Here is a 19,286-nt window from a genome sequence, read left to right as displayed (position 1 = left end):
TTGTCTTTTCACACCGTCAAAAAACCACTAGATAGCCGCCATGACCCAGGACAGCGCCCTTCTGATCGCCCCGGAAACCCGTGATGGCAACAACAGCCGCAAGGTCTTCATCAAGACCTACGGCTGCCAGATGAACGTCTACGACTCCACGCGGATGAGCGACGCGCTGGCCAAGGACGGCTACGAGCCGACCGACGATATGGAAGAGGCCGACCTCGTCCTCCTCAACACCTGCCATATCCGCGAGAAGGCGGCCGAAAAGGTCTATTCTGCCCTTGGCCGGCTGCGCGACATGAAAAAGCGCAAGGCCGCAGACGGTCGCGAGATGATGATCGGCGTCACCGGCTGCGTCGCCCAGGCCGAAGGTGAGGAAATCCTGCGCCGGGCGCCGGCCGTCGATGTCGTTATCGGCCCGCAGACCTATCATCGCCTGCCGGAGGCGCTGCGTCGCGCCAAGCAAGGCCAGCGCGTCGTCGATACGGAATACGCCATCGAAGACAAGTTCCTGCATCTGCCGATGGCCGAAAGCGCGAAGATCCGTGCCCGCGGCGTCACGGCCTTCCTCACGGTGCAGGAGGGCTGCGACAAGTTTTGCACCTTCTGTGTCGTGCCTTACACACGCGGTTCCGAAGTTTCCCGGCCAGTGTCGCAGATCATCGACGAGGCGGAGAAGCTGGTCGCCGGCGGCGTGCGCGAAGTGACGCTGCTTGGCCAGAACGTCAACGCCTGGCACGGCAAGGGACCGGATGGCGAGGAGTGGAGCCTTGGCGACCTGCTATATCGGCTTGCCGACATTCCGGGTCTGGCGCGGCTGCGCTATACCACAAGCCATCCGCGCGACATGGATGACAGGCTGATCAATGCCCACCGCGACCTCCGCATGCTGATGCCCTATCTGCATCTGCCGGTGCAGGCCGGTTCCAACCGCATCCTAAAAGCGATGAACCGCCGCCACAGTACGGCCGACTACCTGGCCCTGGTCGAGCGCATCCGGGCCGCGCGCCCGGATATCGCGCTGTCCGGAGATTTCATCGTCGGCTTTCCGGGGGAGACAGACAAGGATTTTGAGGATACGCTCACCCTCGTCAAGGCCGTGCGCTATGCACAGGCCTACTCGTTCAAATATTCGACGCGTCCCGGCACCCCCGGCGCGGACTTGAAGGATCAGGTGCCCGAAGAGATCAAGGCTGAACGGCTGGAACGGTTGCAAGCGCTTCTCATGCGCCAGCAGCAGGAATTTGCCGAAGCCTGCGTCGGCCGCGTGGTCGATGTGTTGCTCGAAAAGCCCGGTCGCATGCCAGGACAGTTGATAGGTCGCTCTCCGTGGCTGCAATCCGTGAATGTTGATGCAAAGGCATCGCAAATCGGTGACATTATCAATGTACGAATCACCGGGACAAGCACCAACAGTCTCTTTGCAGAGCAGGTGTAGGTCCGAGATTGGCAAAGGAGCTTGACCGCTTGAACGCACAAGAATTGGTTTCCTCTACTCCGCGCCAGTCCCCTGCCGCGACCGACGCCAATCACTTCGTTCTGACTTTCGAAAACAACAGGTTCGCCAGCGAGCTGTTCGGTCAGTTCGAACAGAACCTGAAGCTGCTCGAGGAGCGGCTGAAGATCAACGTCCGCGCTCGCGGCAACTCCGTCGTCATCACCGGCGATGTGCTGGCCACCAATCAGGCCCGGCGCACCCTCGATTACCTCTACGAAAAATTGCAGAAGGGTGGCAGCGTCGAGCCGTCCGATGTCGAGGGCGCCATCCGCATGGCGCTGGCGGCCGATGACCAGCTGATCCTGCCGACCATGGAGCGCAAGGCCAAGCTGACCATGGCCCAGGTTTCGACCCGCAAGAAGACCATCGTCGCGCGCACGCCGACGCAGGATGCTTATCTCCGTGCACTCGAGCGCTCGGAACTTGTCTTCGGCTGCGGCCCTGCTGGTACCGGCAAGACCTATCTTGCCGTGGCCCAGGCCTGCCAGCTGCTGGAACGGGGCGCGGTCGAAAAGATCATCCTGTCGCGCCCGGCTGTGGAAGCTGGCGAACGACTGGGCTTCCTGCCCGGCGACATGAAAGAGAAGGTCGATCCCTATCTGCGGCCGCTCTATGACGCGCTTTACGACATGATGCCAGGCGACAAGGTCGAGAGGGCCATTATCGCCGGTGTCATCGAAATCGCGCCGCTCGCCTTCATGCGCGGCCGTACGCTGGCCAACTCCGCCGTCATCCTCGACGAGGCGCAGAATACGACCTCGATGCAGATGAAGATGTTCCTTACCCGTCTCGGCGAAAACTCGCGGATGATCGTCACCGGCGACCCGAGCCAGATCGATCTGCCGCGCGGCGTCAAATCCGGGCTCGTCGAGGCTTTGCAGCTGTTGACCGGCGTCGAGGGCATTTCGGTGATCCGCTTCAAGGATACCGACATCGTCCGCCATCCGCTCGTCGGCCGCATCGTGCGCGCCTACGATACGATGTACGCGACGCCCGAAAGCGAAGAGGCCGATCGGCAGAGCTGATGCCGGCATGACGCCATGACCCGACTGGACATACAGATCAGCATCGAGGAGGGCCGCTGGCCCTCCGAGGAAACACTTCAGGCGATGGCCGAGCGCGTGCTTGGCGATGCCGCAGATTTTCTGCAGACGGAGGTCCATCAGCCTTTTCCATCGATGGAGCCCGAACTCTCGCTGGTTTTCACCGACGATGCCTCAATCCGGGCGATCAACGCCGAATGGCGGCAGCAGGACAAGCCGACCAATGTCCTGTCGTTCCCTGCTTTTCCGCTTGCTCCCGGCGGCATGCCAGGCCCCATGCTGGGCGATATCATCATCGCTCGCGAGACGGTGGAGCGCGAGGCGGTTGATCTCGACAAGGGTGTCGACGAGCATCTCACCCATCTGATGGTGCATGGATTGTTGCATCTGTTTGGCTACGACCATATGAATGATGAAGACGCCGAACTGATGGAAGGCCTTGAGACTCGTATTTTGGCGAGACTTGGCCTATCAGATCCCTATGCGGGTCAAGACCCGATCTGATTGGAACCATGAGCGACTTTACAGCAAAACCGGCCACTGACGCCAAAGAGCAGGACGCAGCCTCCGAAGAGGCGGCGAGTAGCAACGGCAGGGCGGGGCACAGATCCCAATCCACCTTCTGGAGCCGAGCGGCGCGCGTGCTGCGTCCGGCCCAGGGCTCGCGCCTGCGCGAGGACCTCACCGACGCCCTGATGGTGAACGGCACCGATGATGACGGTTTTTCGGCCGACGAACGGGCGATGCTGCACAATATCCTGCGCTTCCGGGAGGTGCGTGTGGCCGACGTCATGGTGCCGCGTGCCGATATCGAGGCGGTCGACCAGAGCCTGACCATCGGGGAACTGATGATCCTGTTCGAGGAAAGCGGACGTTCGCGCATGCCCGTCTATTGCGATACGCTCGACGATCCGCGCGGTATGGTGCACATCCGAGACCTGCTTTCCTATGTGGCCAAGCAGGCGCGCAACAAGCGCCGGGTCGGCGCCAAGGCTGCGGCAATCGATCCGCAGGTCGCCGCTGTTGCTGCCGAGAAGGCCGAAAAGGCACCGCGTTCCGCCAAGCCGAACTTCGATCTCGCCCGGGTCGATCTTCGCAAGACCGTTGCCGAAGCCGGCATCATCAGGAAGATCCTGTTCGTGCCGCCGTCGATGCTGGCCTCCGACCTGCTTCGGCGCATGCAGGTCAACCGCACCCAGATGGCGTTGGTCATCGACGAATATGGTGGAACCGACGGCCTCGCCTCGCATGAGGACATCGTCGAGATGGTCGTTGGCGATATCGACGACGAGCACGACGACGAAGAGGTCATGTTCAAGCAGGTATCGGAAGACGTCTTCGTCGCCGATGCCCGCGTTGAACTCGAAGATATCGCCCGGGCTATCGGCTCAGACTTCGATGTCAGCGAGGAAGTCGACGACGTCGATACGCTGGGTGGCCTTATCTTTTCGGCGCTCGGTCGCATTCCGGTTCGCGGAGAGCTTGTCCAGGGGCTTCCCGGGTTCGAGTTCCAGATCCTCGAGGCTGATCCGCGCCGCATCAAGCGCGTCCGCATCACCCGCAAGCGCCATCCGGTCCGTCGTCGCCCCGTCAAGGGTGAAGTGGAGGCATCCGGTAATGACAAAGACCATCCGGCTGTCGACGGGCCATCCGATGGCGGTGCCGTCAATCGCAACGCAGCCGGCTAGGGCCGCTGCTCTAAGCCTTCAAGGGACAAACCGCGCCTTTTTTGAAACACTGCGCAACGGGTTTGATTCGTGGTGTTTCAAGGGAGAGCGTGCATGGAATGGCTTGCGGACAGGGTCATTCTGGTCTGGGGTTTCAGGCGTGCCCTGCTTGCCATGGGTGCCGGCGCTATCGGCGTGCTGGCGCTCCCGCCCTTCGGCTTCTTTGCCGCGATGTTCGTCTCCTTCACCCTGCTTGTCTGGCTGCTTGACGGCGCCACTGCCGCTCCAGGCAGCGGCATCCTCCGCCGTCTATGGCCAGCTTTCGTTACCGGCTGGCTGTTCGGTTTCGGCTATTTCGTCGCCGGCCTGTGGTGGCTAGGCCATGCGCTGATGATCGATGCGGAGCAGTTCGCGTGGGCCCTGCCTCTGGCGATCCTCGGCCTGCCGGCATTTCTCGCGATCTTCTACGGGCTCGCCGCCGCGCTGGCGAGGCTCGTATGGTCCGACGGTCTGGGACGGATCGCAGCACTGGCCTTCGCATTCGGTTTTATCGAATGGCTGCGCAGTTTCGTCTTCACCGGCTTTCCCTGGAATGCCATCGGCTATGGCATGATGCCGACGCCGCTGATGATGCAGTCGGCCCACATGATCGGCATGCTGGGGGTGACGGTGCTGTCCGTCTTCGTATTTGCGGCGCCGGCGCTGTTAGGCACCCGCAACGGCGCCATCCCCGGCATTACACTCGCGGCCCTCCTGTTCGCTGCCCATCTCGGCTACGGCTACTACGCGCTGAGCCAGCCGGAGCCTGCCTTCCGTGCAGATGCAAAGGCGCCGGTTGTGCGCGTCATCCAGCCCGATATCGACCAGGAGGCCAAGCAGGACAGCGACGGCGATCGCACCGCGATCTTCGAGAAGCATCTGGCGTTGTCGGCGGCGCCACCCAAGGATGGTGGCAAGCGGCCGGACATCATCGTCTGGCCGGAAACGGCACTACCCTTTCTCCTGACCGACAACCGGGACGCCCTGACCCGCATTGCCGACGTGCTCGCCGCCGACCAAATTCTCATCACCGGCGCCGTGCGGGCCGAGGACATGGGCCCCGGGACGCCGCCGCGCTATTACAATTCGATCTACGTGATCGATGGCCGCGGCCAGATCATTGGCGCTGCAGACAAGGTGCATCTGGTGCCGTTCGGCGAGTATGTGCCCTTCGAGAGCATCCTCCAGAATTTCGGCATAGCCAACATCGTCGAGATGCCGGGCGGTTTTTCCGCTGCCGCCCGTCGCTCGCTGTTGACCCTGCCATCGAGCATCCGGCTTTACCCGCTGCTCTGCTACGAGATCATCTTTCCCGACGAGATGACGCCCGATATCGCCAAGGCCGACGCTATCGTCAATGTCACCAACGACGCCTGGTTCGGCAATACCCCTGGACCCTACCAGCATTTTCAGCAGGCCCGTGTCCGCGCCGTCGAATACGGCCTGCCGCTCATCCGCAGCGCCAACAGCGGAATTTCTGCTCTGGTCGATTCTCATGGACGTCTCGTCGCCGGCCTCGATCTTGGTCAGCAGGGATTTGTCGACGCCACCTTGGGTAGCGTAGACCAAACTAAAATAGGCGAAAAACTGCGGGTTCTGTACTTTTGGTTGGCACTTGCGTGCATGGGCCTGATTGCAGTGATTTCACGCATGGGTTTTATTTCAGCCCTGAATTGACCTAAAACCCCTAAAAATGCATAGTGGTCCAGGACGCTAATCTGTACGTAAGATGGCGATCAAGCGAATATAGCTCTGCAACGTGGCGTTATATAAGCATGGTCGGGGGTAGTGGGGGCGAAGAAGCCGATTCAACCAGAGCTAGTTAGGGCATTATAATGATCGAAAATAAGAAGAAGCCGAATCCAATCGACATCCATGTCGGTAGCAGGATCCGTCTCCGTCGCACCATGCTGGGCATGAGCCAGGAAAAACTTGGCGAAAGCCTCGGCATCACGTTCCAGCAAATCCAGAAGTACGAAAAGGGCACCAACCGCGTTGGCGCCAGTCGTCTTCAGAATATTTCCAGCATCCTCAACGTGCCGGTCTCGTTTTTCTTTGAAGACGCACCGGGCGATCACTCGACGTCCGCCAGCGGCATGGCTGAAGCCTCGAGCTCCAACTATGTCGTGGACTTCCTCTCGTCCTCGGAAGGCCTGCAGCTCAATCGTGCTTTCGTCAAGATTTCCGATGCAAAGGTCCGCCGCAAGGTCGTCGAACTGGTCAAGGCATTGGCTGCCGAAGCCGACGCCGAGTAAGCGCCGGCTATACATGAAGACGCAAAGGCGGTCATTTTGGCCGCCTTTTGCATGTTTGGCGCAAAAATCTTAACCGGAAAGTGGGATATAAAGATATATCCATGTCCTTCTGTGCCTTGTCATTCGGCTTTGAACTGACTAACACAGACCCAGCTTTATTCTTTGAGGGGAATTCCCGCATGCGTGCCAACTACCTCTTTACCAGTGAGTCTGTTGCCGAAGGTCACCCGGACAAGGTCTGTGACCGCATCTCCGACGAAATCGTCGATCTGGTCTACCGTGAAGCCGCAAAGACCGGCATCGATCCCTGGAGTGTCCGCATTGCCTGCGAAACCCTGGCGACCACCAACCGGGTGGTTATCGCCGGCGAGGTCCGCCTGCCGCCGAGCCTGATGAAGAAGGACAAGGACGGCAAGGACGTCATCAATCCGGCCAAGTTCAAGACAGCCGCCCGCAAGGCGATCAAGGACATTGGCTACGAGCAGGAAGGCTTTCACTGGAAGACGGCGAAGATCGATGTCCTGCTGCACTCGCAGTCGGCCGACATCGCGCAAGGCGTCGACAACGCGTCCGACAAGCAGGGCGATGAAGGCGCTGGCGACCAGGGCATCATGTTTGGTTACGCCTGCCGCGAAACGCCGGACCTGATGCCGGCACCGATCTACTATTCGCACCTGATCCTGCAGCTGCTTGCCACCGCCCGCAAGAAGCATGAAGGCGAAGCCGGCAAGCTCGGCCCGGATGCAAAGAGCCAGGTCACCGTCCGCTACGTCGACGGCAAGCCTGCAGAAGTCACCTCGATCGTTCTGTCGACCCAGCATCTCGACGAAAGCTGGGATTCGAAGAAGGTCCGCTCGGTTGTCGAGCCCTACATCATGGAAGCATTCGGCGACCTGCCGGTCGCTGCCGATTGCGCCTGGTACATCAATCCAACCGGCAAGTTCGTCATCGGCGGTCCCGATGGCGACGCCGGCCTGACAGGCCGCAAGATCATCGTCGACACCTACGGCGGTGCTGCTCCGCACGGCGGCGGCGCCTTCTCCGGCAAGGACACCACCAAGGTTGACCGCTCTGCTGCCTATGCAGCCCGCTATCTCGCCAAGAACGTCGTTGCCGCCGGCCTCTCCGACCGCTGCACCATCCAGATCGCCTATGCGATCGGCATTGCCCAGCCGCTGTCGATCTATGTCGACCTGCACCAGACCGGCAAGTACACCGAGGACCAGGTCGAAGCTGCCATCCGCAAGGTGATGGACCTGTCGCCGACCGGCATCCGCCGCCATCTGGACCTCAACAAGCCGATCTACGCCAAGACCTCCGCCTATGGCCACTTCGGCCGCAAGGCAGGTCGCGACGGTTCCTTCTCCTGGGAAAAGCTCGACCTCGTCAAGCCGCTCAAGGAAGCCATCAAGGCCTGAATGTCATGAACGATACCGAGCGCCGATCGCGGGCAACGGAAGCCTTCTACGGTCGGCGCAAGGGCAAGCCCCTGCGTGGCCAGCAGGCCGGGCGGCTGGAAACCCTGCTGCCCGCCTTCATGGTTGATCTCGACACGCCTGTGCCTGCTTCTCTCCAGGCGCTGTTTCCAGTTCCGGTGGAACGACTGCGGCTCGAAATCGGCTTCGGCGGTGGCGAGCACCTGATCCACCGGGCCAAGGAAAACCCGACGACCGGTTTCATCGGTGTCGAGCCCTTCGTCAATTCGATGCAGAAGCTGCTTGCCCATGTCGAGGAAGCGGGTGTTCAGAACATCCGCGTCTACAACGACGATGCTACGCAGTTGCTCGATTGGCTGCCGGACGCCTGTCTCGACCAGATCGACCTGCTCTATCCGGATCCCTGGCCGAAAACACGCCACTGGAAACGCCGCTTCGTCTCCGCGGTCAATCTCGCCCGCTTTCACCGAGTCCTGAAGCCCGGCGCAATATTCTGCTTCGCATCCGACATCGACACCTACATCAACTGGACGCTGCAGCACTGTAAGGCCCATGGCGGCTTCGAATGGACGGCGAAAAACGCCGCCGACTGGCTCACCCCTTATGACGGCTGGCCCGGCACGCGCTACGAAGCCAAAGCCAAACGCGAAGGCCGCTCCTCGGCCTATCTGACGTTTAAGCGGGTGTAGGACGATCTGGGCAGTTTGCCTTCGCAGGGTGGAATTGACGATTATCGGGCTATCGCAAAAGCGTCAGGCGCATTCAGCTCGATTGCTTCCACTCGAATAACACATCCGGCGCTTTTTCCTCGTTGGTCGCACCATCGGTTTCATCAATGATCGCAAAACCGTTTCGCTCATAGAAGGTGCGGGCCCGTTCGTTTTGCTGGAAAGTCCAGAGTTTCAGAGAAGGTGATCGTCCTTTTGCTATATCGAGCAGCGCCCGTCCGACACCGATGCGCTGAAAGTTGGGCAGAACGTAGAGTTGTTCGATCCACTCATCTGTGAAGGCTATGAAGCCGAGCATCACCTGGTCGAATGCGCCCCACATTTCGCATTGGGTAAAGAGATGCTCCCGAAAATAGAGTCTGTCCTCTTCGGCAGTATGAAGGCCGGACAATGCAGGCATCCGCTCGTCAAATGAGCGGCGTAGAACGACGGCAGCTTCATCCATATCTTCTATCGAGAGCTGTCTTGTCATGAACTTCATCTGCAAGGACACCCGGAGGGCAGACGCGCGCGCCCGCACTGGCTCTGAGGATACAATCCGGCGCGCGTACATTGAATCGGGATCGGCTGATCTGGAGGTCGTCCCCAGCTGCAAACTCAGTGCAGGCTGACGGTTTTCAACTCGTCTTCGGCAGCCTTGAAGAAGGTGCTGGAACGGTTGTCGGTCAATAGGATGGGGGTGCCGTCGGCGCCGAAAAGGGCCCACAGATCAACTGTGGGATCGATGTCCGGAGCTTCCGGGAAGCAACGGGACACTTCCTCCTGGCGGATCTTGCGGACATAGGCGACTTCGCCGCTGCCGAGCGATACGAGTTCGTTTTCGGTGAGGCGTGCGGTGGCTTCTTTGAGTAACATTTCCCGTTCCTCCAGCGTGGGGGACCAACGGCTCGGATTCGCCGTTGCCTTACTCTGGGACCGAAATGTTAATTTTCTTCACCCCACGCGGCGGTTCCGGTCTGATAAGATCGACCGAAAGCAAACCGTTTTTCAATGCCGCGCCAAGGACATGCATCCCTTCGGCCAATACGAAGACGCGCTGGAACTGCCGGGCGGCGATGCCCCGATAAAGATAGTCACGTGCCTCCTGCTCGATCTGCCGGCCGCGAATGATCAGCTGGTTTTCTTCCGTTGTGACTTCGAGTTCGTCCTCGCTGAAGCCGGCAACGGCAAGCGTGATGCGCAATCGCTCCGGTTCGCCAGTTGCCGGTTCGGCCTGCATTCGCTCGATATTATAGGGTGGGTATCCATCGCTGATCTTGGAAATCCGCTCGAGGGTCTTTTCCATGGCGTCGAAGCCCAACAGGAGAGGGCTGGCAAAAGGCGTCATACGGCTCATCTCTACAAGTCCTTGGTTGTCAAGCGACCCTGCCGGACCTGCATCTCAGCATCCGGATGGCCGCAATATGGGCATTGCCTGCTTTCAGCGCAAGCACGTCGCCTGACGCAATCGGAATCCAACGGCATATTCGCTGCCCCTATGGTTGCAGCGCTTGCTTGACAAAGGCAGTTCGAATGGCGTCAAAAAGGGGTGGAAGAGGCGCAGGGACGCCGCAGTGACAAGGGAAGAGGACGCGCGTTTGGCAAGGAAGATCATCATCGATACCGATCCGGGACAGGACGACGCAGCAGCCATCATGCTGGCGTTCGGCAGCCCGGAGGAGCTTGAAATTCTCGGTATCACCACCGTAGCCGGCAACGTGCCGCTGCCCATGACCAGCCGCAATGCGCGGATCGTCTGCGAGCTTTGCGATCGCCGCGATATCAAGGTCTTTGTCGGTTGCGACCGGCCGATTGCCCGGCCGCTGGTGACTGCGGAGCACGTGCACGGCAAGACGGGGCTGGATGGTCCGGAGCTTGCCGAGCCGACGATGGCGCTGCAGCCGCAACACAGCGTCGACTTCATCATCGAAACACTGTTGCACGAGCCCGCGGGCACGGTGACGCTTTGCACCCTCGGCCCGCTCACCAATATCGCCACGGCCTTCCGCAAGGCGCCGGGAATCGTCGGTCGCGTTCAGGAACTGGTGATGATGGGCGGCGGCTTCTTCGAGGGCGGCAACATTACGCCGGCCGCCGAGTTCAATATCTTCGTCGATCCCGAGGCGGCCGACATCGTTATGCGGTCGGGCGTGCCGGTGGTCATCATGCCGCTCGATGTCACCCATCAGCTGCTGACCCGCAAGGACAGGGTCCGCAAGATCGCCGACATCGGCACCGCGCCGGCCAAGGCCATGGCCGAGATGCTGGAATTCTTCGAGCGCTTCGATATCGAGAAATACGGCTCAGACGGCGGCCCGCTGCACGATCCGACCGTCATTGCCTACCTGCTGAAGCCAGAGCTTTTCGACGGCCGCACCTGCAATGTCGAGATCGAGGTCAGTTCGGAGCTGACGATCGGCATGATGGTCGTCGACTGGTGGCACGTGACAGATCGCAAGCGCAACGCCCGGTTCATGCGATCGGTCGACGCCAACGGATTTTTTGCGCTGCTTACGGAGCGCTTTGCGCGGATCTGAGAATTCGGAACAGAGTTTAAGGCCGCCGGATTGTCCCGGCGGCCTTTGGTCATTTAGGTGGAGTGCCACCTTTTATAGCACTGCTAAGTTCGTCATAAATTCCGGGCGGAACTACACCAGATTATCCGTGAGACACCGATCAGAGCCTCGCGGCGACCGATTCGGCCAGGGGTATCGATGGCTGAGCTCCGGCTGAAAGGCAGGCGAGGGAGCCGGCGACGGCGGCGCGACGGAGTGCGGCCTCGAAGTCGAGCCCTTGGTCGAGGCTGGCAGCGAAATAGCCGCAAAACGTGTCGCCGGCACCGACCGTGTCGACGGGCTCGATGACGAGGCCCTTGGCGCGCGACAGTACGCCGTCCCTTATGGCAACCACGCCATCGCCACCCAGAGTGACGATCAGCGTCTGCCCGGTTTCCCCATGCAGGCGGGTCATTGCCGCTTCACGATCGGTAGCCGTCATTCCGTCCTGGCCTGCCAGAAGCTCGAATTCCGTTTCGTTGGCGATGACGATGTCGGCTAGCCGCCCGAGCCGTTTGGCATCTGATGTCAGCGGCGCGAGGTTGAGGATCGTCCGGATACCGGCGGCCTTGGCAGCGCCAAGCGCCGCCTCCACCGCATTCCCGGGCACCTCGAGCTGCAGCATGAGGATATCGCCGGCCTTCAGTCCGGCCACCGCAGCAGTGGCGTCTTCGGCGGTGACGGCACCATTCGCAGCGGGCACCACAACAATCACGTTTTCACCGTCGCCGCCGACAAGGATGAGTGCCGTCCCGGTTGGGCCCTCGACATGCTTTACCGCGCCGAGATCGGTGCCGGCTTCTGCCAGCAGCGCCAACGCAGGCTCGGCAAAGCCATCGGTGCCGACAGCGCCGGCCATGCGCACCGTTGCGCCGGCGCGGCGGGCGGCCAGCGCCTGGTTTGCACCCTTGCCGCCGGCAGCCGTTGCAAAGCCGTTGCCGGCAACGGTTTCCCCGGGCTTCGGCAGCCGGTCCGTGGTTGCAACGAGGTCCATGTTGATGGAGCCGAATACTGTGATCATGGGAATGCCTGCTCTGCTGGAATATCGGCGCGACACTGCCGAAGCGCTTAGTCCTCGTCAACCACCCTCAGCTTCAGAAGTCCAGTACGGCTTTCGACTCCGCGTGATGGTTCTGCCGGCTCGCGTACCGCCTCGGAGTGCTCTGTCAGGTCCAGTGCCTCGATCTTCTGGCCGCGCCTCGCAAGCTTCGAGGAGGACGTGGCAATCATCTCGACATCTTTCTGGGCAGCGGAGAAATGTCCCTGGAGTTTGGTGACGCGCTCATCGAGACGACCGAGATCGGCCATCAGCAGCGCCACTTCGCCCTGGATGAGATGCGCCTGCTCACGCATCCGCTGGTCCTTCAGGACAGACTGGATCACCTGGATCGACAGCATCAGCAGGGACGGGGAGACGATGACGATCTGCGCGCGGTGCGCTTTCTGGATAACACCCTCGAACTTTTCGTGAATCTCGGCAAAGATCGATTCCGATGGTACGAAGAGAAAGGCAGTGTCCTGGGTCTCGCCCTGGATCAGATATTTTTCGGAGATATCGCGGATGTGGACTTCCATGTCGCGGCGAAACTGCTGGCCGGCGATGCGTACCATTTCCGGGCTGGAGGCCGCGCGGATGGCGTTCCAGGCTTCCAGCGGGAATTTTGCATCGACCACCAGCGGCGGCAGTCCGTTTGGCATATGGATGATGCAATCGGGCCGCGACCCGTTGGACAGCGTGTGCTGGAAGGCATAGGCGCCGAACGGCAGGCCGTCGGCAACGATGGTCTCCATCCGTGCCTGGCCGAAGGCGCCGCGCGTCTGCTTGTTGGACAGGATCGCCTGCAGCCCGACGACATCCTTTGCAAGCGACTGGATATTGGACTGTGCGGCATCGATGACCCCGAGCCGTTCCTGCAGTTTCTGCAGGTTTTCATGCGTCGATTTTGTCTGTTCGTTGAGCGTGCTGGTCACCCGGTGCGACATCCCGTCGAGACGCTGGTTGACGGCGTGGTTGAACTCCGCCTGGCGACTGCCGAACACCTCGGTCATCGTCGCCAGACGGCCCTGCATCTCGGCCTGCAGCCGCAGCATCTCCGCCATCCGTTGTTCCGCCTCTGCAGCGCGAAAATCCATCTCGTCGTCGCTCTGCCTTTTGCCGGCACTGCGGACCAGCAGGATCACGATGACAAGAACGAGCAGGCCGACCGCGCCGTACAGCAACTGCACCGTCTGGAAGTCGGAACCAAAAAGGGAGATCGTCATGGCATCCTGGCGATAGTTGGAGATCGCCGGACTATAACGCCAGTCAGGGTAAAAGCCAGATCAAAACGTGAACAATGTAAACTGTCCGTATCGGGCGAAATCTGGGTAACAAAGTTAACGGATGGTCAATGCAAATCGGTCAAGTCTGGCAGATTGCCTTTACCCTGCACGCTTGGCGTGCGGAAGCCTCATTCAGACCGAGATCAAGATGAAAGCTGCGCCCGATACATCCACCCTCAGACAACGCCTGGACTTCATCGAGATCGACGACGCCACCCGCGAGACCCTGCGCGAACTGCGCCCGACGCTGTCGGAGCTTCTCGGCGGCGCGCTCGACAAGCTCTATGCGAAGATGGGCAGGACACCCGCGATTTCCCATTTCTTCCGCGACAAAGCCCACATGGATGGCGCCAAGGCGCGCCAGGAGAGCCACTGGGGACATCTGTCGAATGGCCAATTCGATGCCAATTACGTGGCCGGCGTGACTGCTGTCGGCAAGACCCATGCGCGCATTGGCCTCGATCCCAGCTGGTACATCGGCGGCTACGCCCTGGTGCTGACGGAATTGATGCATGGCATCCTGCACAAGCATTGGCCATCGCGCTTCGGCAAACGCCACGCCCCAGGCTTGTCGAACAAGCTGGCGGCCGTCGTCAAGGCGACTTTCCTCGACATCGACTACGCGATCTCCGTCTATCTCGCCGAACTGGACGAGAAACGCCAGGTCCTGGAGCAGGATCGAACCCGCGCCGAAGCCGATCAGCGCATAGCCATGGAGCATTTGAGCCGCGGCCTCGAATCTCTGTCCAAGGGTGACTTCGAGGCGGTATTGCCGGAGAACCTCCCGGGCGCCTTTCAGAAGATGGCCAGCGACTACAACAACGCGGTAGCGGCTCTCCGCCATTCCATCGGTGGTGTCCGCGCTACGTCCGAAGGGGTGCTGAGCGGCACGGACCTTATGTCGAAGGCGACGGATGACCTTTCCATGCGCACGGCGCAGCAGGCCGCCGGCGTCGAGCAGAGTTCTGCAGCACTGCAGCAGCTGGCCGTCAGCGTCGGCCAGACGGCGTCTAATGCGGCCAGGGCCTCCGTCGCCGTAGGCGAAACCCAGCAGCAGGCGAAAAGCTCGGGCGATCTGGTCAACAGCGCCGTTGCCGCCATGGCTGAAATCGAGAAATCCTCCACCGAAATCTCGAAGATCATCGGCGTCATCGACGAGATCGCCTTCCAGACCAACCTTCTGGCGCTTAACGCCGGCGTCGAGGCAGCCCGGGCCGGCGATGCCGGAAAGGGCTTTGCCGTGGTGGCGCAGGAGGTGCGGCAGCTGGCGCAGCGCTCGGCCAGTGCCGCCAAGGAGATCAAGGACCTGATCTCGCAGAGCTCGACCCAGGTCCACGCCGGCGTCACCATCGTGTCCAGCACCGGCGTCGCTCTTGCGGACATGATCAGCCGGATCGACGGCGTCAACAAGTTTGTCGGCGACATTGCCGCTGCTGCCAAGGATCAGGCAATCGGCGTCGCCGAGGTCAGTGCCGCCGTGCGCAACATGGATACGATAACCCAGCAGAACGCAGCGATGGTCGAACGCACCTCTGCCGAGACACGGCACCTGCGCAATGAGGCGAATACTCTGGTCGCCCTTCTCAGCGGCTTCAAGACGCAAGCCGATATCCGCAATGGCAACATGCAGGGCGAGAAACGTCGGGCGGCCTGAGCGGTCATCAAACATGGCCGCAAAAAACCCGTTTTGCGGCCATGTTCATAATTCCCTCCCAAACAAAGATGGGCTATGGGAGACTTTATGACGATCAAGCCTCTTATCATTCTCCCCGATCCGCTGCTGCGCGTAGTCTCGAAGCCGTTCGAACGCTTCGACGCCGAGACGAAGCGGCTGGCGACCGATATGCTGGACACGATGTACGACGCGCCGGGCATTGGCCTTGCCGCCGTGCAGATGGGTGTCGACCGGCGCATGCTGGTCATCGACCTTTCGCGCGAGGGGGAGGAAAAGACGCCGCTGGTGTTCATCAACCCCGAGATTGTCGCGTCGTCGGAAGAGCGGTCGGTCTATGAGGAGGGCTGTCTCTCCATCCCCGACTACTACGCCGAAGTCGAGCGCCCGGCAGAGGTGACGGTCGAGTATTTCGATGTCGACGGCGTCAAGCAGACCGTCAAGGCCGACGGCCTGCTCGCGACGTGCCTGCAGCACGAGATCGACCACCTGAACGGCGTCCTCTTCATCGACCACATCTCGCGGCTGAAGCGCGAAATGGTCATCAAGAAGTTCACCAAGGCCGCCAAGACCAAGGCGGGCTGAAGCCCAGATTGAAAGTCTTGGCAGCCTCACCTATGATACAGGAGATATCAAGGAGGCGCCTATGGGTAACTTACTGCTGCGTGGCGTAGACCAAGCCTTGAAGATGAGGCTTGAGGAAACTGCGCGCCGCAACGGACGCAGCGTTTCCGAAGAAGCTATCGACCAACTGCAACGAGCATTGCCAACTCCCGACGATACCGGTACCTCCGCCGGTGGGCGTTTGCGAGCTATCCTTGGCGAAGAGCGTTTCGACGACGCCGACATCGAAGCTATTTCAGCTTTCCGCCATCAGCCTGATCGTGAGCCGCCCCGGTTCGACGGATGATCGTCCTCGACACGAACGTGATTTCCGAGTTGGAGGGGCGAACGCACAGCGAAAGGATCTTGGCCTGGCTGGATGACTACGCGATCGAGCGGATTTTCCTGACGACGATTACTGTCGGAGAAGTTCGGTACGGCATAGCACTGCTACCTGAAGGCAAGCGGCGCCAACAACTGGCATCGACTTTTGATCGCATTGAAGCTGCATTCTCCGGACGTATTCTCGATTTTTCGCTGGATGCGGCACACCTTTATGCAACGATCAGTGCCGCAAGAAAAAATGCAGGACGCTCCATCGAAACCAAGGACGCCATGATCGCCGCGATCTGCCTCTCGCATGGCGCAACGCTGGCGACGCGCAACACGAAAGACTTCGAGGGGCTTGATCTCGTGCTGATAAATCCGTTTGAAGGTGGCTAAATCGTAACGACGGACAATCGCATTTCGTGAGATGTGCAGAACAGGTTTCGGACGTGTCGAGAAAAAGGCTTTGTCATGGTGAGCATTTCGTCTCGGAACAACTATCAAACGGATACGACACGCTCGGACTTGGAAAAAGCCCGTATTTGCGCCGCGAACAATGCCGACCTCTATCAGGCAATGTTCCGTTCCCACGGACTGGCCGACCAGCGAACCACGGCATTCTGGTCCAGCGATGCGGTCGCGCCGCCGTATTATTCCAACATGACAACACTTGAGCCTCATTCGACCGAGGAGCAGCTGTTTGAAATTGCTCGGCTGACGGAGCGACTGGGAAGACGACCCGGCTTGAAGGATGGCTTTTCCAGGCTCGATTTGGTGAGAAGGGGGTTCAAGATGTTGTTTTCCGCCTCATGGATTTGGGCTGAACCCCACGACCTGCCGGCGGATATCCCTCATGGCTGGGGACGCATAGGCGACGGGGCGGCGCTGGCTCGCTGGGAACAATCCTGGAAAGAGTCTGGTAGCCCGACTGATGCCAATGTCTTCACACCCGCACTGCTTCTGGATCCCGACATACATATCTACGGTCGACTGGCCGGCGGCGGCTTTGATGCCGGATGCATCGTGAACCAATCGCCGAAGAGTGTCGGCGTCTCCAACATCTTCAGCCTGAATGGTACGCCAGATGCATTCCGAGACGCAGTTTCGCTGGCAGCGACAGCGTTTTCAGGCAATGCGCCGCTTGTTGGATATGACAGCGGCGACGCGCTCGGTGAAATGACGAAGCTTGGCTTCAGGGCGGTCGGCGAACTCAGAGTCTGGTTGCCCGACGAGAGTGCCTAAGCGGCGGAGATCTGAGGGTAAAAATGCCGGCCCCTCCGTCGAACCAAGAACGCGATGATCACCGGATCATGCCTCCCACACGGTGCGACATTGTCGACGCGCAAGACAAAAGACTGCGAGGGGCTTGATCTCACGCCGATAAAGCCGTTTGAAGGCGGTTAAATCGCAACGACGGACGATCGCATGTCTCTCAGCATCATCTTCATGGGAACTCCGGCCTTTTCGGTGCCGACCCTGCGCACCCTGGTCGACGCCGGTCATCGCATCGTCGCGGTCTACACGCAGCCGCCGCGCGCCGGCGGCAGGCGCGGGCTGGAACTGCAGAAGTCGCCCGTTCATCAGGCTGCCGAACTCCTGGGCCTGCCCGTCTACACGCCGGTCAACTTCAAGGACCCCGAAGAGCGCCAGCGCTTTATCGACCTCAAGGCAGATGTCGCCGTCGTCGTCGCCTACGGGCTGCTGCTTCCGCAGGCGATCCTCGATGGCACGGCGCTCGGCTGCTACAACGGCCATGCGTCGCTGCTGCCGCGCTGGCGCGGGGCGGCGCCGATCCAGCGGGCGATCATGGCAGGCGACACCAAGACCGGCATGATGGTGATGAAGATGGACAAGGGACTCGATACCGGCCCGGTGGCGCTCACCCGCGAGGTCGAGATTTCAGAGACGATGACGGCCGGCGAACTGCACGACAGGCTGAGCCAGGTCGGAGCCAAGGCGATGGGCGAGGCCATGGTCCGGCTGGAGATGAACGATCTGCCGCTGACGCCACAGCCAGCCGAGGGCGCGGTCTATGCCGCCAAGATCGACAAGGCCGAGACAAGGATCGACTTCCACAAATCCGCAGCCGATGTGCACAACCACATTCGCGGCCTGTCGCCGGCGCCCGGCGTCTGGTTCGAGATGGAGATCTCCGGCAAGCCGGAGCGCATCAAGGTGCTGGCATCCGAGGTGGTCGCAGGCGGCGAGGGCGTTGCCGGCATGGTAATGTCCGACGATCTCACCATTGCCTGCGAGGCCGGCGCGGTGCGGCTGACACGTTTGCAGAAGGCTGGCGGCAAGCCGCTGGCTGCCGTCGATTTCCTGCGCGGCACGCCGATCCCAAATGGCACGAGGCTCGCCTGATGCCGCGATACCGCATGACTGTCGAATATGACGGCACACCCTATGTCGGCTGGCAGAAGCAGGACAACGGCCATTCCGTCCAGTCGGCCATCGAGAACGCTATCCTGGCGCTGACGGGCGAGGCCGTTCTGGTGCGCGGCGCAGGCCGCACCGATTCCGGTGTGCATGCGATGGGGCAGGTGGTCCACGCCGACCTGTCGAAGACATGGCCGCCGCATACCCTGCGCAATGCCCTGAACGCCTATCTCGGCAAGGCCCGCGAGCGCGTCTCGATCATCGATGCCGCCGAGGTCGATGAACGCTTCGACGCGCGCTTTTCCGCCCATCGACGGCACTATCTCTATCGTATCATCAGTCGCAAGGCGCCGCTGGCGCTGGAGGCAAAGCGCGCTTGGTGGGTATCCAAGGATCTCGACCATGTGCCGATGCATGCGGCAGCCCAGACGCTGATCGGCTATCACGACTTCACCACCTTCCGCTCGATCCATTGCCAGGCCAACAGCCCGCTGCGCACCCTCGACCGGCTGGATGTCACCCGCAACGGCGATCTGATTGAAATCCGCGCCACGGCGCAGAGCTTCCTGCACAACCAGATCCGCTCCTTTGCCGGGACGCTGAAGATGGTCGGCGAGGGAAAGTGGTCGGTCGAGGATGTCCGCGCTGCGCTCGAGGCGCGCGACCGTAAGGCCTGCGGCCCGGTGGCGCCGCCGGAGGGACTGTATTTCCTGCAGGTCGACTATCCCGCAGATCCCGATGCCCGCCGCATTCGCCAGAGCGAGCAGCCACGCCCGGCCCGGGAATAGG

General features: G+C 60.9%; 21 protein-coding genes. 16 read left to right on the top strand and 5 right to left on the bottom strand.

Translation table 11 applies throughout. The features are described 5' to 3' along the window. Nucleotides 1-40 precede the first annotated feature (40 nt). The 8 genes from miaB to trmB all read left to right on the top strand — a co-directional run bounded on the left by miaB (nt 41) and on the right by trmB (nt 8,621). Nucleotides 41-1,432 (top strand): tRNA (N6-isopentenyl adenosine(37)-C2)-methylthiotransferase MiaB, encoded by a 1,392-nt coding sequence (gene miaB, locus J5278_RS17200; protein WP_209182661.1) that lies wholly within the window; start codon nt 41-43, stop codon nt 1,430-1,432. A 29-nt stretch (nt 1,433-1,461) separates the two neighbouring features. Beyond that, nucleotides 1,462-2,517 carry a PhoH family protein gene (locus tag J5278_RS17195; protein ID WP_142823870.1) on the top strand — a complete coding sequence of 352 codons (1,056 nt, stop codon included), beginning with the start codon at nt 1,462-1,464 and terminating at the stop codon, nt 2,515-2,517. A gap of 15 nt (nt 2,518-2,532) precedes the next feature. Beyond that, on the top strand, nt 2,533-3,039 hold the full coding sequence (gene ybeY / locus J5278_RS17190) for an rRNA maturation RNase YbeY (protein ID WP_209182668.1): 507 nt from the start codon (nt 2,533-2,535) through the stop codon (nt 3,037-3,039). A gap of 8 nt (nt 3,040-3,047) precedes the next feature. Then, on the top strand, nt 3,048-4,223 hold the full coding sequence (locus J5278_RS17185; RefSeq protein ID WP_209182670.1) for a hemolysin family protein: 1,176 nt from the start codon (nt 3,048-3,050) through the stop codon (nt 4,221-4,223). Nucleotides 4,224-4,316: 93 nt separating this feature from the next. Further along, on the top strand, nt 4,317-5,918 hold the full coding sequence (gene lnt, locus J5278_RS17180; protein ID WP_209182672.1) for an apolipoprotein N-acyltransferase: 1,602 nt from the start codon (nt 4,317-4,319) through the stop codon (nt 5,916-5,918). 158 nt (nt 5,919-6,076) lie between these two features. Further along, a complete protein-coding gene (locus tag J5278_RS17175) occupies nt 6,077-6,496 on the top strand; it encodes a helix-turn-helix domain-containing protein (RefSeq protein WP_111216473.1) in 420 nt (139 codons plus the stop codon). A 179-nt stretch (nt 6,497-6,675) separates the two neighbouring features. Then, the gene (gene metK, locus J5278_RS17170) at nt 6,676-7,914 is read left to right on the top strand and encodes a methionine adenosyltransferase (RefSeq protein WP_142823874.1); all 1,239 of its coding nucleotides are present in this window, start codon (nt 6,676-6,678) and stop codon (nt 7,912-7,914) included. Between the two features lie 5 nt (nt 7,915-7,919). Then, complete coding sequence (gene trmB / locus J5278_RS17165) at nt 7,920-8,621, top strand: tRNA (guanosine(46)-N7)-methyltransferase TrmB (protein ID WP_209182674.1); 702 nt, start codon at nt 7,920-7,922, stop codon at nt 8,619-8,621. A 73-nt stretch (nt 8,622-8,694) separates the two neighbouring features. On the opposite strand, the gene J5278_RS17160 is transcribed toward trmB, so the two are convergent. The 3 genes from J5278_RS17160 to J5278_RS17150 all read right to left on the bottom strand — a co-directional run bounded on the left by J5278_RS17160 (nt 8,695) and on the right by J5278_RS17150 (nt 9,996). Then, nucleotides 8,695-9,132: an N-acetyltransferase gene (locus tag J5278_RS17160; protein WP_209182676.1), complete on the bottom strand. Its 438-nt coding sequence runs from the start codon at nt 9,130-9,132 to the stop codon at nt 8,695-8,697. A gap of 125 nt (nt 9,133-9,257) precedes the next feature. Continuing rightward, the gene (locus J5278_RS17155) at nt 9,258-9,515 is read right to left on the bottom strand and encodes a DUF1150 family protein (RefSeq protein ID WP_142823877.1); all 258 of its coding nucleotides are present in this window, start codon (nt 9,513-9,515) and stop codon (nt 9,258-9,260) included. Nucleotides 9,516-9,564: 49 nt separating this feature from the next. Beyond that, nucleotides 9,565-9,996 (bottom strand): Hsp20 family protein, encoded by a 432-nt coding sequence (locus J5278_RS17150; protein WP_142823878.1) that lies wholly within the window; start codon nt 9,994-9,996, stop codon nt 9,565-9,567. Between the two features lie 241 nt (nt 9,997-10,237). On the opposite strand from J5278_RS17150, the gene J5278_RS17145 reads away from it, so the two are divergent. Then, nucleotides 10,238-11,176 carry a nucleoside hydrolase gene (locus tag J5278_RS17145; RefSeq protein WP_209182678.1) on the top strand — a complete coding sequence of 313 codons (939 nt, stop codon included), beginning with the start codon at nt 10,238-10,240 and terminating at the stop codon, nt 11,174-11,176. A 139-nt stretch (nt 11,177-11,315) separates the two neighbouring features. Here the strand turns inward: J5278_RS17145 and J5278_RS17140 are convergent, their stop codons facing one another. Continuing rightward, complete coding sequence (locus J5278_RS17140) at nt 11,316-12,215, bottom strand: ribokinase (protein ID WP_209182680.1); 900 nt, start codon at nt 12,213-12,215, stop codon at nt 11,316-11,318. Between the two features lie 47 nt (nt 12,216-12,262). Beyond that, nucleotides 12,263-13,456, bottom strand: coding sequence for a DNA recombination protein RmuC (locus J5278_RS17135; protein WP_209182681.1), 1,194 nt, complete (start codon nt 13,454-13,456; stop codon nt 12,263-12,265). 208 nt (nt 13,457-13,664) lie between these two features. Between J5278_RS17135 and J5278_RS17130 the strand changes: the two genes are divergently transcribed. The 7 genes from J5278_RS17130 to truA all read left to right on the top strand — a co-directional run bounded on the left by J5278_RS17130 (nt 13,665) and on the right by truA (nt 19,285). Next, complete coding sequence (locus J5278_RS17130) at nt 13,665-15,170, top strand: globin-coupled sensor protein (RefSeq protein WP_209182684.1); 1,506 nt, start codon at nt 13,665-13,667, stop codon at nt 15,168-15,170. Nucleotides 15,171-15,257: 87 nt separating this feature from the next. Then, nucleotides 15,258-15,773, top strand: a complete 516-nt coding sequence (def, locus tag J5278_RS17125) for a peptide deformylase (protein WP_209182686.1) — start codon at nt 15,258-15,260, stop codon at nt 15,771-15,773. 61 nt (nt 15,774-15,834) lie between these two features. Further along, nucleotides 15,835-16,098 carry a plasmid stabilization protein gene (locus J5278_RS17120; protein ID WP_209182688.1) on the top strand — a complete coding sequence of 88 codons (264 nt, stop codon included), beginning with the start codon at nt 15,835-15,837 and terminating at the stop codon, nt 16,096-16,098. Next, nucleotides 16,095-16,514, top strand: a complete 420-nt coding sequence (locus tag J5278_RS17115; protein ID WP_209182695.1) for a type II toxin-antitoxin system VapC family toxin — start codon at nt 16,095-16,097, stop codon at nt 16,512-16,514. Before J5278_RS17120 ends, J5278_RS17115 begins: the two co-directional genes overlap by 4 nt. 75 nt (nt 16,515-16,589) lie before the next feature. Next, nucleotides 16,590-17,360, top strand: coding sequence for a hypothetical protein (locus J5278_RS17110; protein ID WP_209182698.1), 771 nt, complete (start codon nt 16,590-16,592; stop codon nt 17,358-17,360). Between the two features lie 183 nt (nt 17,361-17,543). Further along, nucleotides 17,544-18,482 (top strand): methionyl-tRNA formyltransferase, encoded by a 939-nt coding sequence (fmt, locus tag J5278_RS17105; RefSeq protein ID WP_209182699.1) that lies wholly within the window; start codon nt 17,544-17,546, stop codon nt 18,480-18,482. Beyond that, nucleotides 18,482-19,285: a tRNA pseudouridine(38-40) synthase TruA gene (gene truA / locus J5278_RS17100; RefSeq protein WP_209182701.1), complete on the top strand. Its 804-nt coding sequence runs from the start codon at nt 18,482-18,484 to the stop codon at nt 19,283-19,285. Before fmt ends, truA begins: the two co-directional genes overlap by 1 nt. Nucleotide 19,286: the final 1 nt, after the last annotated feature.

It is taken from the genome of Rhizobium sp. B21/90, assembly GCF_019355815.1.
Lineage (GTDB): Bacteria > Pseudomonadota > Alphaproteobacteria > Rhizobiales > Rhizobiaceae > Rhizobium > Rhizobium rhododendri.
The sequence above is the reverse complement of the archived record's forward strand: the minus strand, read 5'-3'. Positions and strand labels throughout refer to the sequence as shown.

What these genes read in the sequence shown, in the direction of transcription:
- J5278_RS17160 (WP_209182676.1), bottom strand. Translation starts at nt 9,132, where the DNA reads ATGACAAGACAGCTCTCGATAGAAGATATGGATGAAGCTGCCGTCGTT.
- J5278_RS17150 (WP_142823878.1), bottom strand. Translation starts at nt 9,996, where the DNA reads ATGAGCCGTATGACGCCTTTTGCCAGCCCTCTCCTGTTGGGCTTCGAC.
- def (WP_209182686.1), top strand. Translation starts at nt 15,258, where the DNA reads ATGACGATCAAGCCTCTTATCATTCTCCCCGATCCGCTGCTGCGCGTA.
- J5278_RS17120 (WP_209182688.1), top strand. Translation starts at nt 15,835, where the DNA reads ATGGGTAACTTACTGCTGCGTGGCGTAGACCAAGCCTTGAAGATGAGG.
- trmB (WP_209182674.1), top strand. Translation starts at nt 7,920, where the DNA reads ATGAACGATACCGAGCGCCGATCGCGGGCAACGGAAGCCTTCTACGGT.
- metK (WP_142823874.1), top strand. Translation starts at nt 6,676, where the DNA reads ATGCGTGCCAACTACCTCTTTACCAGTGAGTCTGTTGCCGAAGGTCAC.
- J5278_RS17135 (WP_209182681.1), bottom strand. Translation starts at nt 13,456, where the DNA reads ATGACGATCTCCCTTTTTGGTTCCGACTTCCAGACGGTGCAGTTGCTG.
- J5278_RS17185 (WP_209182670.1), top strand. Translation starts at nt 3,048, where the DNA reads ATGAGCGACTTTACAGCAAAACCGGCCACTGACGCCAAAGAGCAGGAC.
- fmt (WP_209182699.1), top strand. Translation starts at nt 17,544, where the DNA reads ATGTCTCTCAGCATCATCTTCATGGGAACTCCGGCCTTTTCGGTGCCG.
- J5278_RS17110 (WP_209182698.1), top strand. Translation starts at nt 16,590, where the DNA reads ATGGTGAGCATTTCGTCTCGGAACAACTATCAAACGGATACGACACGC.
- J5278_RS17130 (WP_209182684.1), top strand. Translation starts at nt 13,665, where the DNA reads ATGAAAGCTGCGCCCGATACATCCACCCTCAGACAACGCCTGGACTTC.
- ybeY (WP_209182668.1), top strand. Translation starts at nt 2,533, where the DNA reads ATGACCCGACTGGACATACAGATCAGCATCGAGGAGGGCCGCTGGCCC.
- J5278_RS17115 (WP_209182695.1), top strand. Translation starts at nt 16,095, where the DNA reads ATGATCGTCCTCGACACGAACGTGATTTCCGAGTTGGAGGGGCGAACG.
- truA (WP_209182701.1), top strand. Translation starts at nt 18,482, where the DNA reads ATGCCGCGATACCGCATGACTGTCGAATATGACGGCACACCCTATGTC.
- J5278_RS17140 (WP_209182680.1), bottom strand. Translation starts at nt 12,215, where the DNA reads ATGATCACAGTATTCGGCTCCATCAACATGGACCTCGTTGCAACCACG.
- J5278_RS17155 (WP_142823877.1), bottom strand. Translation starts at nt 9,515, where the DNA reads ATGTTACTCAAAGAAGCCACCGCACGCCTCACCGAAAACGAACTCGTA.
- miaB (WP_209182661.1), top strand. Translation starts at nt 41, where the DNA reads ATGACCCAGGACAGCGCCCTTCTGATCGCCCCGGAAACCCGTGATGGC.
- lnt (WP_209182672.1), top strand. Translation starts at nt 4,317, where the DNA reads ATGGAATGGCTTGCGGACAGGGTCATTCTGGTCTGGGGTTTCAGGCGT.
- J5278_RS17175 (WP_111216473.1), top strand. Translation starts at nt 6,077, where the DNA reads ATGATCGAAAATAAGAAGAAGCCGAATCCAATCGACATCCATGTCGGT.